Source organism: Reyranella sp., assembly GCF_965279465.1.
In the GTDB taxonomy this organism is placed as follows: domain Bacteria; phylum Pseudomonadota; class Alphaproteobacteria; order Reyranellales; family Reyranellaceae; genus Reyranella.
This window is the reverse complement of record NZ_OZ257242.1, coordinates 6,784,965-6,797,958: the sequence shown is the minus strand read 5'-3', so window position 1 is coordinate 6,797,958 and position 12,994 is coordinate 6,784,965. Positions and strand designations below refer to the sequence as shown.

The following is a 12,994-nucleotide window of genomic DNA, read 5'->3' as shown; positions in this document are numbered from 1 at the left end:
CGGCGCTCGTGCCGGGCTACGCCGCCGTTCGGGCAAACCGCGCGTTGCGATAGGCGGCGACCGTGACCGGCGGATACTTCTGCGGCGCATCGGCGGTGCGGCAGGTCGGCAGGCATTCGATCAGAGCGTCGTAGGCCGGAGCGACGAAGTAGGCGATCGACAGCCGCCGCGCGCCGCCGCCCGAGCGCGGATTGGCGACGCGATGGAGCGTCGAGCGGAAGCGATCGTTGGTCCAGCGCATCAGCAGGTCGCCGATATTGACGATGAAGCCTTCCTCGCACGGCGGCGCCTCGTGCCAGCGTCCTGCGAGATCGCGCACCTCGAGCCCGCCATCGGCTGCTTCGTTCTTGAGGATCGTCAGCATGCCGAGGTCGGTGTGTGCGCCCGCGCGCAGCTGGCCTGGAACTGGGGGCGTCGCCTGCGCCGGGTAATTCAGGGCGCGCAGCATGCTGCAGTGGCGGGCGAGTGCGCGGTCGAACCAGGCCTCGGGCAGACCGAGCGCCATCGCGAAGATGTCGCCGATCGTCTGTTGCAGGTCCTCCATCGCGGCCCAGTAGGTACGCCACGCCGCCTCGAACCCGGCCGGCTCGGCCGGCCACAGGTTTGGCGCGTAGTTGGGATAGGCGTTCGGCAGCGTGTGATACCAGGGATCGTTCGGCGGAACGTCGGGCGGACCGATCGCGAAGACCTCCTTATAGTCGGGCGGCGAGTCGTTGCCGGCGAGCCGCGCCAACGTCTCGGTGCCTTCGGCATGATACGCACGGTTCTGCTCGGGGCGCGGTCGCGCCACCTTCAACTTGTCGGCCGCCGGCAGGTCGAAGAACGCGCGCGAGGTGGCGCGCATTGCCTCGATTGCCGCCGGCGACACGCGATGGCCGGTCACGGCGAAAAAGCCGATGGTTTCGCAGGCAGCGCGAACCGCGTCGGCAACGGCCGCCTTGCCGGAAGCGCTGCCAGCGTACCAGGGCGCGAGATCGATGATGGGAAAAGCCGGGTCGGACATGACTGCTCCGGATCGGGGCGTAGCAACTGCCGTGCCGCGGGTCGAGGGCGTTGTGCGGTGGCATGGATGTTGCTGCCGATACCGCGAAGGAGACAAGCAATGATTCTCGCCCTGACACGCCGCGCCCTGACGGCATCGCTCCTCGCGCTCGGCGCAACAGCTGCACTGTCTGCTGCAGCCGCGGCGCAGACCCAGTGGATCATGGCGAGCGGCTATCCCGAGAACAACTTCCTCACCCAAAACCTGCGCAAATGGGTCGAGGACGTCGAGAAGGGCAGCGGCGGCAAGCTCAAGATCACGCTGCATACCAACGACAGCCTGATCAAGCTCGACAGCATCAAGGCGGCGGTGCAGCGCGGCCAGGTGCAGGCGGGCGAGATCCGGCTCGGCGTCTACGGCAACGAGGATCCGATGTATATCCTCGACGGCGTGCCGTTCGTTGCCTCGACCTACGACGAAGCCTGGAAGCTGATGGAGGCGCAGAACCCTTATTTCAAGACGATTCTAGACAAGGCCGGCATGGTCATCACCGGTTACCAGGTCTGGCCAAGCCAGGGCTTCTACACCAAGGGCGCGGTCAAGAGCGTCGACGACTTCAAGGGAAAGAAGATCCGCATCTACTCAACGGCGACACAGCGCATGGCGTCGCTGCTCGGCTTCAATGCCACGATCCTGCCGTTCGCCGAGATCCCGCAGGCCTTTTCGACCGGCCTGATTGAGGCGCTGTTCACCAGCGCCCAGACAGGTGCCGACATCCAGGCCTGGGACAACACGAAGTATTTCACCAACGTCGGCGCGATCCTTTCCAAGAACGCTCTCATTTTCAACAAGCGTGCCTTTGCCTCACTACCCGCTGAGGTCCAGAAGGTGGTGACCGACGCGTCCGACGCCTACACGAAACGGGCCTGGGAGCTGAGCAAGGCGGCGCACGCGGCGCAGACTGCCATACTGACCAAGAACGGCATGACCGTGAGCGAAGCGCCGGCCAGCGTCGTCGAGGCGATGAAGAAGGTCGGCACGCAGATGGCGGGCGAGTGGAAGACGACGGCCAGCCCCGAGGCGATTGCCGTGCTCGACAAATACATGGCGGGCGCCAAGACCAACTGACGGCCAGGCGGGCGGCACGGCCTGCCGCCCCGAACCCCGGCACGGAGACGACATGCGGCAGTTTCTCGACAGGCTCTATGCCGCAAGCGGCGCGCTGAGCGCCTTCTTTCTGATGATGATCGGCGTTTCGATCCTGTGCCAGATCGTCGGCCGCCGCCTGAACATCGCGTTCGATGCGACGGAGATTTCCGGCTTCTGCATGGCGGCCTCGACCTTTCTCGGGCTCGCCTACACGCTGCGCGCCGGTGCCCATATCCGCGTCAACCTGCTGATCAGCCGCTTCGGGCCTGCCGGCCGGCGCCTGATCGAGATCTGGTGCTGCGCCCTGGGCGGCCTGTCGCTGGCGTACTTCTCGTTCAACGCGTGGTTGATGACCTATGAGTCGCTGGTCTTCAAGGACACCAGCCCGGGCTTGATGGCCGTGCCGTTCTGGATACCCCAGATTGGCATGGCGCTGGGCGCGACCATCCTCGCGGTGGCGCTGTTCGACGAGCTCTATCAGGTCCTGTTTGCCGGCAAGATCCCCGAATTCCTCGATGCCGAGGCGCAGGCGATCGGCGAGGAGCTGGCCATCGCCGACGCCGGGACGACGGGCAGAGCATGAGCGGAGAACTGCTTCTGGCGGTCGCCGTTCTCGGCACGCTGTTCTTTCTGCTGGCCAGCGGACTGTGGATCGGCATCACGCTGCTGGTCGTGGGCTTCGTCGCGCTGTTCTTCTTCACGCCTGCGCCGGCCGGCTCGCTGCTCGCCAGCACGGTGTGGGATTCGAGCTGGAGCTGGGCGCTCACCGCGCTGCCGCTGTTCATCTGGATGGGCGAGATCCTGTTCCGCTCTCGATTGTCGGAAGACATGTTTCGCGGCCTGGCGCCGTGGCTCGGCTGGCTGCCCGGCCGGCTGCTGCACGTGAACATCCTGGGCTGCGGCGTGATGGCGGCAGTGTCGGGGTCGTCCTCGGTGACCTGCGCCACGATCGGCCGCATGAGCATGCCCGAGCTGCGCAAGCGCGGCTATCACGAGGGCATGGCGATCGGGACGCTGGCGGGGTCGGGGACGCTGGGCCTTCTGATTCCGCCGTCGATCATGATGATCGTCTACGGCATCACCGCGCAGGTCTCGATCGGCCGCCTGTTCATCGCGGGCTTCCTGCCCGGCTTCATGATGATCGGCCTGTTCATGGCCTATGTGATGGTCTGGGCACTCCTCAACCCGACGAAAGTCCCCGCCGACGATCTCAGGATGAGCTTCGGACAGAAGCTCTGGAATGCGCGCCGGCTCATCCCTGTGATCCTGCTGATCCTGGTTGTCCTGGGCTCGATCTACGGCGGCGTCGCGACGCCCACCGAGGCGGCGGTGATGGGCGTTGTGGGCGCGTTGATCCTGGCCGGCGCGACTCGCACCCTGTCGCTCGAGACCTTTCGCGAGAGCCTGCTCGGCGCGGTGCGGACGAGCTGCCTGATCGGCCTCATCCTTGTCGGTGCTGCCTTCGTCACCACGGCGATGGCGTTCACCGGGCTGCCGGCAGCGATGGCCAACTGGGTCAACGGGCTGGGGCTCAGCCCGGCCGGGCTGATCCTCATCCTGACCCTGCTCTACATCGTGCTGGGTTGCTTCCTCGACGGCGTGTCGATGATCGTGCTGACGGCGCCGGTGGTGCTGCCGATGGTGGCCGCCCAGCACATCGATCCGTTGTGGTTCGGCATCTACATCGTCCTGGTGGTCGAGATGGCGCAGATCACCCCGCCGGTCGGCTTCAACCTCTATGTGCTGCAGAACCTGACAGGACGCGACATCTGGACCGTGACCAAAGCCTCGATGCCGTTCTTCGGGCTGCTCTGCCTCGGGATCGTCCTGATCACGATCTGGCCGGATATCGTGCTCGTGCTGCCGCGGCAGATGGTCGGCCGATAACCCTGACACTCAGGGAGTCTGACCTCGGCGCGGGTCAGGGATCCATCACGAAATAGACCTTCTTCTCGCGCCGCATGCCGAGCCGGTCGTAGAAGCGTTGCGAGCCCTTGTTCTCCTCGCCAGTGGTCCAGATCACCCGCGTGTCGCCGCGCTCCTTCGCCAGCGTCCGGATGCCCTCGATGAGCAGCTCGCCGACACCGGCCGAGCGGGCGGTGGCGGCGACGTAGAGCTCCTTCAGGAACAGGCCGTGCGTCAGCCGGGGACCCGGAAAGTAGGGGTTCAGGATGGCGAATCCGACCAGCTTCCCGCCGTCGTCCGCCACCAGGCAGAGCGTGCCGCCCCTGGTCAGGAACTCGGCTCCCTCGGCCCCGGCGCCGGGGCGCACCTCGGCCCCATAGTGCTGTTCATGGTCTTCCAGGAGGAGGGCGAGGTGCGCTTCGTCGCCGGGCCGTGCGTGCCTGATTTGCATGGCGGTTCGTCTAACACCGCTGGCCCACCGGAGAAAAGAGCGGCAAAATTCGGCCAACGGGAGAGAAAAATGCAAGGCGTCGTGAACATCGATGATCTGCGCAAGCTGGCCAAGAAGCGGCTGCCCAAGATCGCCTACGACTTCATCGAGGGCGGCACCGACGACGAGGTCGGGCTGGCCACCAACGAGCAGGCATTCCGCCAGGCTCGCATCGTGCCGCGCTACCTGGTCGACGTGACCGTGCGCGACCAGTCGACGACGCTGTTCGGGCGGACCTATTCGAGCCCGATCGGCATCGCGCCGACCGGCCTCGCCGGCCTGTTCCGCCGCGGCGCCGACCTGATGCTGGCCGAGGCAGCGCGCGACGCCAACGTGCCCTTCATCATGTCGGGCTCGAGCACAGGCTCGATCGAGGATCTCGGCAAGCTGGCGCCCGACCACGGCTGGTACCAGCTCTACTCGGCCAAGGACCAGTCGATCTCCGAGGATATGATCAAGCGCGCCGGCGATGCCGGGCTCAAGACCCTGGTTTTCACTGTCGACGTGCCGGAAGGCTCGAACCGCGAGCGCAACACGCGCAACGGCTGGGGCCGGCCGCTCAAGCTCAGCCTGGCGACCAAGCTCGAGGCGCTGGAGCATCCGGCCTGGATGCTGGAGTGGATGCGCCACGGCACGCCGTTCTTCGACAACTGGGCGAAGTACGCGCCCGCTAAGGACGCAAACTCGGTGGCGGATTTCGTCGCCCAGCAGAATCGCGCGCCGATGACCTGGAAGCACGTCGAGCGCTATCGCAGCCTGTTCAAGGGCAACTTCGTGCTCAAGGGCATCATGCATCCCGACGATGCCATCCGCGCCCATTCTCTCGGTGTCGACGGCATCATGGTGAGCAACCACGGCGCCCGTCAGCTCGACAACGCGCCGTCGCCGCTGCATGTCCTGCCGGCGATCCGCGACGCGGTCGGCGACAAGATGACGGTGATGTTCGACGGCGGCATCCGCCGCGGCCTCGATGCGGTTATCGCCTTGTGCATGGGCGCCAAGTTTGTCTTCCAGGGCCGGCCGACGTTGTACGGCGTGACGGCAGGCGGCGTGGAGGGTGCGAAGACGGCGCTCGGCATCTTCCGGCGCGAGGTCGATCTCAGCATGGCCCAGATGGGTGCTCCCACGATCGCCGACCTCGGTCCGCAGTTCCTGATGTGGAAAGACGAGGAGGATCTGCGCCGCAATCGGCGCTGATCGGGCCATGTCGGGAGAGCCGCCCAGCGACCCGGATCGGCAGTCTCCTGAAAAGCCGTCTCCTGAAAAGATCGTGCGGGAGGAAGCGGCGCGGCTCGATATGAGCCGCACGATGAGCTACAGCGACTACCTGCAGCTCGATGCGCTTCTCACCGCGCAGAAGCCGCTCTCGCCGGCCCACGACGAGATGTTGTTCATTGTGCAGCACCAGACCAGCGAGCTGTGGATGAAGCTCATGCTGCACGAGCTGACCGCCGCCAGGCGGTGCATCGCGGCCGACGAGCTGAACCGCGCGTTCAAGATGCTGGCGCGGGTGTCGCGCATCCTCGAGCAGCTGGTCCATGCCTGGGACGTGCTGTCGACCATGACGCCGCCGGAATACACCGCCATCCGCCCCTTTCTCGGCGCATCGAGCGGCTTCCAGAGCTACCAGTATCGCTGCATCGAGTATTCGCTGGGCAACAAGAACCCGATCATGCTCCGCCCGCACGAGCATCGCCCCGACCTGCTGGCACAGGTGCGCGCGGCGTTCGAGGCGCCGTCGCTTTACGACGAGGCCCTGCGCGTCCTGGCGCGGCGTGGGCTGCCGGTGCCGGCCAGCCATGTCGAGCGCGACTGGAAGCAGCCCTATGTCGACAGCGACGAGGTCGAGCAGGCCTGGCTGCAGGTCTATCGCGAGCCCGAGGTACACTGGGACCTGTACCAATTGGGCGAGGAGCTGATGGACCTCGAGGACTCGTTCCGCGTCTGGCGCTTCCGCCATGCCACAACAGTCGAGCGGCTGATCGGCCTCAAGCGCGGGACCGGCGGCACCGGCGGCGTGGGCTACCTGCGCAAGATGCTCGATGTGGTGCTGTTTCCCGAGCTCTGGCGGCTGCGCACGGACTTGTAGCCGTGGACCTCGACTGGCGACACCTCTCAGCCGAGGAGCGCGAGCGCGAGTATTCGCCGAGCTCGTGCATCGGCGGCAATTACCAGCCCTACATTCGCGCCTATGCGGAGCTGAGCGCGGCCGCCCGCCGGGCGCACCCTCCGGTGACCATCCGTTACGGCTCAGCGGAGAGGCAGACGCTCGACCTGTTCCTTCCCGACGGTGTGGCGCGGCCGCCGGTGCTGGTTTTCTTCCACGGCGGCTATTGGCAGGAACTCTCGAAGCAGGAGTCGGCCTTTGCGGCACCCGGGTGCCTCGCTCACGGTATAGCCTATGCCGCCGTCGACTACACGCTGGCGCCCGCCGCTACGCTCTCAGGCATCGTCGAAGAATGCCGCGCCGCCGTCGCGAGCCTCGGCCGCTTCGATCGGCTCGTGGTCGCCGGCAGCTCGGCGGGCGCTCACCTCGCAGCGATGGTGGCGCTCGCTGCGGACCAACGGGTTAGAGGTGCGGTGCTGGTCTCCGGCATCTACGACCTCGAGCCGCTGACCGGCACCTCGATCAACGACGCGCTCGGCCTCGATCCCGCATCGGCCGCGCGCAACAGCCCGCTGCGCCAGTCGCTCGAGGGATTCCCGCCCAGCTTGGTCTGCTGGGGTGAGAACGAGACCGATCAGTTCAAGCGGCAAAGCGGCGCCTTCACCCAAGCGCTGCGTGAAGGAGGGGCAAACTGCACGGCGTTCGAGTGTGCAGGCCGTAACCACTTCGACGTCATCCTGGATCTCGCCGATTCCGGCACGGAACTCGGTCGGCGGGCGCTCACTCTAGTCCAGTCGACGGCGCCTTTTTCTTCGTGAAGCCATTGCGCTGCCGTTCGATCTCGGCATCGCACGGCCAGCCGTAGGGCGCCTTCTCGCGGGAGTCGTTGAACAGGATGGCCGCCACCGGATGAGGATGTTGGCCGCGCCGAGAACCCGCAGTGCGCGTTCCAGCTGCCCTTGCCGGCTGGACGTGGAGGGGTCGCCAGCGGCGCGCGATGCGGCAGGATTGGCGACGCTGGAGGCCTTCACATCGGGCAGCCGGAGGAGGCGCCGCGTCTAGAGGTCGACGATCGGGGTAAAGCCGCCGTAGACCATTCGCTGGCCGTCGAACAGCGGCGGATGGGCCTTGTCCGGCTGCATGCGAGGGTCGGCCATTATCTTGCCCCAAGCCACGTCGCGCACCTCCTTCGACGGCCATTCGACCCAGCCGAAAATCACGGTCTCGTCGTCCTTGGCCTTCACCGCGCGCTTGAAGTCGGTGACCTTGCCGTCCGGCACATCGTCGCCCCAGCCGTCGAGCACGCGGGTGGCGCCGTGCTCGGTAAACAGCGCGGCCATCGTCGCCGCCCAGGCCCGGAACGCCTCCTTGTTGGCGGCCGGCACCGGCATCAGCGTGCCGTCGACATAGCCTGGCGTGCCCCGCGGACCTTGGTCGACCATCACCTCGAAGCCGGCATAGATCATGCGCTTGCCGTCGAACGGCATGGCGGCGCCCATGTCCTTCATGCGCGGGTCGCTCATCATCTTCTGGCCCGCCGCGTCGCGCGCTGCCTTTGAGGCATACTCCATCCAGGAGAAGACCACGACTTCATCCGGCGTGGCTTGAACCGATCCCTTGAAATCGGTGACCTTGCCGTCGGGAACGTCGGCGCCCCAAGTCTCGACCATGCGCGTCGTGCCGAACTCCTTGAAGAGCGGAAACGCATCCACGGCGTGCTTGCGATAGGCCTCCTTGTTGGCGGCGGGCACGGCGAGAACAAAACCGTCGATATAAGCCATGGCATTCCTCCACTTGGCCGAATAAGTTGATATCAACATAATGGGTCGCGATGTCAAAAGACAAATCGGTGTCCTTCGCCACGACGCGGCACGTCCACGACCACTGCCTGTGCTTCGCCACGCAGCGTGCGGCGCGGGCGCTGGCGCGGCGCTTCGACGAGGCGCTGCGCCCGGTCGGCCTGACCAGTGGTCAGTTCTCGCTCTTGATGTCGCTCAACCAGCCCAAGCCGCCGTCGGTCGGCTCGATCGCACGCTTGCTGGGGATGGACCGCACCACACTCACCGCCAATCTCAAGCCGCTCGAACGGCAGGGGCTGCTAAAGACGGCCATCGATCCGGACGACCGGCGAGGGAGGTTGCTGGTGTTGAACGCTGCCGGCCGCCGGCGCTTGGGCGTGGCGCTGCCGATCTGGCACAGCACGCACGCGGAGATCGACCGGCTCGTACGGTCCGACGCCGGGAGCCTACGTGCGGGCCTGCGGGCATTGTCGTAGCGGAAGCGGTTCTGGCGTTGTGCTTCCGAAGTTCACCTCGTGTCATCCCGCGCGCGGCGAGGGATGACACGAAGGCTAGGCTGGCGCACGGCGTGCAGCTCCCTGATCGGAACGCTAGTCCTCGTCCATGTCGGGATATTGCTCCGGCGCGTCGCCCGATGTGCCGACCAGCCGGGGATAGCGCGTGCCGGGCATCTTCTCGCCGAGCTTGATCAGCTCGACCGTAAAGCGCCACTCGTCGCCGTAGTCGAACAGGAACAGCATCTTCTTGCCGGCCTTCGAGAACGCCTTCGAGACGGCGGTTTCCTGGACGCTGTCGGCGTCGCTGTCGCCGCCCTCGATGTCGGCAAACAGCTCAAATTTCTCCGGCGAGTCGTGATAGCGGCCCGTCAGCGTGCTGTAGAATCCGTAAGCGTGGTCGAAATCGAACTCGAAGGCGCCGGTGATTGCCTCGGCCAAGGCCGCGAGCGAGGCCATGCTGTCGATTTCAACGTCACGATAGAGCTTGGGCTTCAATGATGCCCGCAGGAGATGCGTCGTACCGTCGGCCGGCGCGCGCCTTTCGGGCGCGCCGGCCATCGAAGCACGTCGGATCGCCATCTTTACTGCACGACCTCGAACAGGCCGGCCGCGCCCATGCCGCCGCCGATGCACATCGTGACGACGACGTTCTTGGCCTTACGGCGGCGGCCCTCGATCAGCGCGTGGCCGGTGCAGCGCGCGCCGGTCATGCCGAACGGATGGCCGATCGAGATCGAGCCGCCGTTGACGTTGAGCTTGTCGTTGGGGATGCCGAGCTTGTCGCGGCAGTAGAGCACCTGCACCGCGAAGGCCTCGTTCAGCTCCCACAGGTCGATGTCGTCCATCTTGAGCCCGAACCGCTTGAGCAGCTTGGGGATCGCGTAGACCGGGCCGATGCCCATTTCGTCCGGCTCGCAGCCGGCGACGACGAGGCCCTTGTAGATGCCGAGCGGCTTGAGGCCACGCTTGGCGGCTTCGGCATCGCTCATCACGACGCAGGCCGACGCGCCATCGCTCAGCTGGCTCGCATTGCCCGCGGTGATCCACTTGTCGGGACCGGCGACCGGCTGCAGCTTGGACAGGCCGGCGAGGTTGGTGTCGGGACGATTGCCCTCGTCCTTGGCGAGCTTGACGGTCTTCTTCGACACCTCGTTGGTGTTCTTGTCGGTGACCAGCATCGTGGTTTCCATCGGCACGATCTCGTCGTCGAACTTGCCGGCCTGCTGGCCCGCCGCGGTGCGCATCTGGCTCTGCAGCGAATATTCGTCCTGCGCCTCGCGGCTGATGCCGTAGCGCGCCGCGACGGTGTCGGCCGTGGTGATCATGGCGTGATAGATGCCCGGCACGTGCTCCTGCACCCACGGGTTCACGAGGCGGTTCTTGTTGCCGCCCGGCGGGCCCTGGACCAGCGAGACGGACTCGAGGCCGCCGGCCACCATCACCGGCACCTTGTCGACCAGCACACGCTGGGCGGCCATCGAGATGGTCTGCAGGCCCGACGAGCAGAAGCGGTTCACGGTCACGCCGGAGACGGAGACCGGGGCGCCGGCGCGCATCGCCGACACGCGGGCGACGTTGGAGCCGGTGGTGCCTTCGGGCGCGGCGCAGCCCAGGATCACGTCCTCGATCTCGCCCAGCTCGATCTTGGCGCGTTCGGCGGCGTGTTTGATCACGTGCGCGCCCATGTCGGCGGCATGCGTGTCGTTGAAGATTCCACGAAACGCCTTGCCGATCGGCGTGCGGGCGGTTGAAACGATGACGGCGTCAGCCATTGGACTTTCCTCCTGTTGCAACGATATCCGTGTCATCCCGAGCGCAGCGAGGGATCTATGCTCATGGCCTCATAGATCCCTCGCTCCGCTCGGGATGACACCGGGTGTAACCTCAGACGCTAGAGAACTTCTTGCCTTCCTGCACCAGCTTCTTGAGCAGCGGGGCAGGTTCCCAGAACGGATCGCCCGAGGCGTCGCGGTAGCGCAGCAGGGCGTCGTGGATGGTCTTGAGCCCGACCACATTGTCCGCCCACCACATCGGGCCGCCGCGATAGACCGGCCAGCCATAGCCGTTGACCCAGATCACATCGATGTCGAGCGAGCGCTGCGCCATGCCCTCTTCGAGGATCTTGGCGCCTTCGTTGACCATCGGATAAAGCGCGCGCTCGAGGATCTCCTGGTCGGAGATGGCGCGACGGGTGATGCCGAGCTTCTTCGAGGTCTCCTCGATGATCTTCTCGACCTCGGGATCGGGGATCGGGGTGCGGTCGGGCAGGTTGTACTTGTAGTAGCCTGCGCCGGTCTTCTGGCCGAAGCGGCCGAGCTCGCAGATCGCGTCGGCGACATAGCCGGTGTAACGCACGTTGCGCTTTTCCTTCTCCTTCTTGCCCTGGCGGATGCGCCAGCCCACGTCGTTGCCCGCGAGGTCGCTCATGGCGAACGGGCCCATCGGGAAGCCGTAGTCGAAGACCACCTTGTCGATCTGCTGCGGGAGCGCGCCTTCTTCCATCATGTAGGCCGACTGGATGCCGCGCTGGCGCAGCATGCGGTTGCCCACGAAGCCTTCGCAGACACCGACCAGGACCGGGATCTTGCCGATCTTCTTGCTCAGCGACATGACCGTGGCGATCACATCCTTCTCGGTCGCCTTGCCGCGCACGTTCTCCAGCAGCTTCATGACATTGGCCGGCGAGAAGAAATGCATGCCGATCACGTCGCCGGGACGTTGCGTGTACGTGGCGATCTGGTTGACGTCGAGGCCGGAGGTGTTGGTGGCCAGGATCGCGCCCGGCTTGGCGACGGCGTCGAGCTGCTTGAAGACGGCTTCCTTCACCTCCATCGTCTCGAACACCGCCTCGATAATCACGTCGGCGTCCTTGAGGCCGTCATAAGATAGAGTCGGCGTGATCAGCGCCATCCGCTTGTCGACATCCTCGGCCTTCATGCCGCCGCGCTTGGCGGTGTTCTCGTAGTTGGTGCGGATGGTCTTGAGGCCGCGATCGAGCGCTTCCTGCTTCACTTCGAGCAAAGTCACCGGGATGCCGGCGTTGGCGAAGTTCATCGCGATGCCGCCGCCCATCGTGCCGGCACCGATGATGCCGGCGGTTTTGATCGGCCGCTGCGGCGTGTCGGCCGGAACGTCCTTGACCTTGGCGGCTTCGCGCTCGGCGAAGAAGTAGTAGCGCTGCGCCGCCGACTCAGAGGAGGTCAGCAGCTCGACGAACAGCTCGCGCTCGCGCTTCATGCCCTCGTCGAACGGCAGCTCGACCGCGGCCTGCACGCACTTGATGATGTTCCACGGTGCCTTGAAGCCGCGCGCGCGGCGGGCGATCGACTTCTCGGTCTCGGCGAACAGGCCGGGTGACTCAAGGGTCGCCGTCATGTCGCGCACCTTCCGGCGCGGCGCTTTCTGCGCCACCAGCATCTGGGCATGCGCGACGGCGCCGGCCAGCAAGTCGTCGCCTTCGACCAGTGCATCGATGATGCCCTTGCTCTTGGCCTCGGGCGCGGGGATGTGGCGGCCGGACAGGATGGCATCGAGCGCGTACTTCGCTCCGGCAAGGCGCGGCAGACGCTGCGTGCCGCCGGCGCCGGGCAGCAGGCCGAGATGCACTTCCGGCAGGCCGACGCGAGTCGAGGGCAGGGCGACGCGGTAGTGCGCGCCCAGCGCTGTCTCCAGGCCGCCGCCGAGCGGCGTGCCGTGCAGGGCCGCGACGATGATCTTCGGGCAATTCTCCATCGTGGCGATGACGTCGTTCAGGTTCGCGCCCGCGGGCGGCTTGCCGAACTCGCGGATGTCGGCGCCGGCGATGAAGGTGCGGCCGCCGCCGATCAGGACGATGGCATCGATGCTGGAATCCGCGCCGAACGCCTCGACACCTTCCTTGATGCCGTCGCGTACGGCCGCCGCAAGGGCGTTCACCGGCGGATTATTGACGGTGAGGATGCCGATCCGCCCCTGGGTGGAGCGAAGCACTGCGTCGGACATGGCGTTCTTCCCTTGATGGTGACGGCGTTTGCGCCGCTGGTCTTAGCAATCTCCGAGGCGCCCGGACAGCGGATGATAGTTTCG

Annotated in this window: 13 protein-coding genes; 7 read left to right on the top strand and 6 right to left on the bottom strand. The window is 66.1% G+C overall.

Annotated elements, in window-relative coordinates:
* Window positions 1-16: 16 nt before the first annotated feature.
* The gene (locus ACQY8M_RS33110) at window positions 17-1,003 is read right to left on the bottom strand and encodes an isopenicillin N synthase family dioxygenase (RefSeq protein WP_428665382.1); all 987 of its coding nucleotides are present in this window, start codon (window positions 1,001-1,003) and stop codon (window positions 17-19) included.
* A 99-nt stretch (window positions 1,004-1,102) separates the two neighbouring features.
* On the opposite strand from ACQY8M_RS33110, the gene ACQY8M_RS33105 reads away from it, so the two are divergent.
* From ACQY8M_RS33105 to ACQY8M_RS33095, 3 genes are read left to right on the top strand one after another with little or no spacing between them, the layout of a single operon-like run.
* Window positions 1,103-2,110, top strand: a complete 1,008-nt coding sequence (locus ACQY8M_RS33105) for a TRAP transporter substrate-binding protein (RefSeq protein ID WP_428665380.1) — start codon at window positions 1,103-1,105, stop codon at window positions 2,108-2,110.
* A gap of 52 nt (window positions 2,111-2,162) precedes the next feature.
* Window positions 2,163-2,714: a TRAP transporter small permease gene (locus ACQY8M_RS33100; protein WP_428665378.1), complete on the top strand. Its 552-nt coding sequence runs from the start codon at window positions 2,163-2,165 to the stop codon at window positions 2,712-2,714.
* Window positions 2,711-4,018, top strand: a complete 1,308-nt coding sequence (locus ACQY8M_RS33095) for a TRAP transporter large permease (protein WP_428665376.1) — start codon at window positions 2,711-2,713, stop codon at window positions 4,016-4,018. Before ACQY8M_RS33100 ends, ACQY8M_RS33095 begins: the two co-directional genes overlap by 4 nt.
* A gap of 34 nt (window positions 4,019-4,052) precedes the next feature.
* Here ACQY8M_RS33095 and ACQY8M_RS33090 read toward each other — a convergent pair whose 3' ends face one another.
* On the bottom strand, window positions 4,053-4,487 hold the full coding sequence (locus ACQY8M_RS33090) for an N-acetyltransferase family protein (protein WP_428665373.1): 435 nt from the start codon (window positions 4,485-4,487) through the stop codon (window positions 4,053-4,055).
* Window positions 4,488-4,556: 69 nt separating this feature from the next.
* On the opposite strand from ACQY8M_RS33090, the gene ACQY8M_RS33085 reads away from it, so the two are divergent.
* From ACQY8M_RS33085 to ACQY8M_RS33075, 3 genes are all read left to right on the top strand, one after another.
* The gene (locus tag ACQY8M_RS33085; protein WP_428665370.1) at window positions 4,557-5,723 is read left to right on the top strand and encodes an alpha-hydroxy acid oxidase; all 1,167 of its coding nucleotides are present in this window, start codon (window positions 4,557-4,559) and stop codon (window positions 5,721-5,723) included.
* Between the two features lie 100 nt (window positions 5,724-5,823).
* Window positions 5,824-6,615, top strand: a complete 792-nt coding sequence (kynA, locus tag ACQY8M_RS33080; protein WP_428675562.1) for a tryptophan 2,3-dioxygenase — start codon at window positions 5,824-5,826, stop codon at window positions 6,613-6,615.
* A gap of 2 nt (window positions 6,616-6,617) precedes the next feature.
* Entirely contained in the window at window positions 6,618-7,451 is an 834-nt protein-coding gene (locus tag ACQY8M_RS33075; protein WP_428665368.1) for an alpha/beta hydrolase, read from the top strand.
* A gap of 240 nt (window positions 7,452-7,691) precedes the next feature.
* Here ACQY8M_RS33075 and ACQY8M_RS33070 read toward each other — a convergent pair whose 3' ends face one another.
* Window positions 7,692-8,414, bottom strand: coding sequence for a DUF1428 domain-containing protein (locus tag ACQY8M_RS33070; protein ID WP_428665365.1), 723 nt, complete (start codon window positions 8,412-8,414; stop codon window positions 7,692-7,694).
* 50 nt (window positions 8,415-8,464) lie between these two features.
* On the opposite strand from ACQY8M_RS33070, the gene ACQY8M_RS33065 reads away from it, so the two are divergent.
* Complete coding sequence (locus ACQY8M_RS33065; protein WP_428665362.1) at window positions 8,465-8,908, top strand: MarR family winged helix-turn-helix transcriptional regulator; 444 nt, start codon at window positions 8,465-8,467, stop codon at window positions 8,906-8,908.
* Between the two features lie 114 nt (window positions 8,909-9,022).
* Here the strand turns inward: ACQY8M_RS33065 and ACQY8M_RS33060 are convergent, their stop codons facing one another.
* The 3 genes from ACQY8M_RS33060 to ACQY8M_RS33050 form a co-directional block, all read right to left on the bottom strand.
* A complete protein-coding gene (locus ACQY8M_RS33060) occupies window positions 9,023-9,508 on the bottom strand; it encodes an IS1096 element passenger TnpR family protein (protein WP_428665359.1) in 486 nt (161 codons plus the stop codon).
* Between the two features lie 2 nt (window positions 9,509-9,510).
* On the bottom strand, window positions 9,511-10,701 hold the full coding sequence (locus ACQY8M_RS33055) for an acetyl-CoA C-acyltransferase (RefSeq protein WP_428665357.1): 1,191 nt from the start codon (window positions 10,699-10,701) through the stop codon (window positions 9,511-9,513).
* Window positions 10,702-10,813: 112 nt separating this feature from the next.
* On the bottom strand, window positions 10,814-12,910 hold the full coding sequence (locus ACQY8M_RS33050) for a 3-hydroxyacyl-CoA dehydrogenase NAD-binding domain-containing protein (protein ID WP_428665354.1): 2,097 nt from the start codon (window positions 12,908-12,910) through the stop codon (window positions 10,814-10,816).
* Window positions 12,911-12,994 lie beyond the last annotated feature (84 nt).

Coding starts and splice junctions, on each gene's coding strand:
- ACQY8M_RS33110 (WP_428665382.1), bottom strand. CDS start 1,003: ATGTCCGACCCGGCTTTTCCCATCATCGATCTCGCGCCCTGGTACGCT.
- ACQY8M_RS33105 (WP_428665380.1), top strand. CDS start 1,103: ATGATTCTCGCCCTGACACGCCGCGCCCTGACGGCATCGCTCCTCGCG.
- ACQY8M_RS33100 (WP_428665378.1), top strand. CDS start 2,163: ATGCGGCAGTTTCTCGACAGGCTCTATGCCGCAAGCGGCGCGCTGAGC.
- ACQY8M_RS33095 (WP_428665376.1), top strand. CDS start 2,711: ATGAGCGGAGAACTGCTTCTGGCGGTCGCCGTTCTCGGCACGCTGTTC.
- ACQY8M_RS33090 (WP_428665373.1), bottom strand. CDS start 4,487: ATGCAAATCAGGCACGCACGGCCCGGCGACGAAGCGCACCTCGCCCTC.
- ACQY8M_RS33085 (WP_428665370.1), top strand. CDS start 4,557: ATGCAAGGCGTCGTGAACATCGATGATCTGCGCAAGCTGGCCAAGAAG.
- kynA (WP_428675562.1), top strand. CDS start 5,824: ATGAGCCGCACGATGAGCTACAGCGACTACCTGCAGCTCGATGCGCTT.
- ACQY8M_RS33070 (WP_428665365.1), bottom strand. CDS start 8,414: ATGGCTTATATCGACGGTTTTGTTCTCGCCGTGCCCGCCGCCAACAAG.
- ACQY8M_RS33065 (WP_428665362.1), top strand. CDS start 8,465: ATGTCAAAAGACAAATCGGTGTCCTTCGCCACGACGCGGCACGTCCAC.
- ACQY8M_RS33060 (WP_428665359.1), bottom strand. CDS start 9,508: ATGGCGATCCGACGTGCTTCGATGGCCGGCGCGCCCGAAAGGCGCGCG.
- ACQY8M_RS33055 (WP_428665357.1), bottom strand. CDS start 10,701: ATGGCTGACGCCGTCATCGTTTCAACCGCCCGCACGCCGATCGGCAAG.
- ACQY8M_RS33050 (WP_428665354.1), bottom strand. CDS start 12,910: ATGTCCGACGCAGTGCTTCGCTCCACCCAGGGGCGGATCGGCATCCTC.